Source organism: Planomonospora algeriensis, assembly GCF_977012225.1.
The window spans coordinates 1-273 of record NZ_CDRNDK010001165.1; the positions used below are offsets into that span (position 1 = coordinate 1).

The 273-nt window shown below is 68.5% G+C and carries 1 protein-coding gene; it reads left to right on the forward strand.

Features of this window, described 5'->3' with window-relative positions; genetic code table 11:
• Positions 1-26: 26 nt before the first annotated feature.
• Positions 27-273: phosphopantetheine-binding protein (locus ACWJ6R_RS38260; RefSeq protein WP_449066837.1), on the forward strand; the 247-nt coding region annotated here is incomplete at its 3' end.

Here is a 273-nt window from a genome sequence, read left to right on the forward strand (position 1 = left end):
TTGAGCCGGGGCGGGCGTTTCAGGATTTGGGTTTCGATTCTCTGACCGCGGTGGAGTTCCGCAACCAGCTCAGCACCGCCACCGGGTTGCGGCTCCCGGCCACTCTCATCTTCGACTACCCGACGGCTGAGGCGGTGGCGGAGTTCCTCGCCGGTGAGCTGGTGGCCGGTGACCAGGTCTCGCAGGCGGTCGTGGCCGGTGCTTCGCGGGTCGATGAGCCGATCGCGATCGTGGGGATGGCGTGCCGTTTCCCGGGTGGGGTGTCCTCGCCGG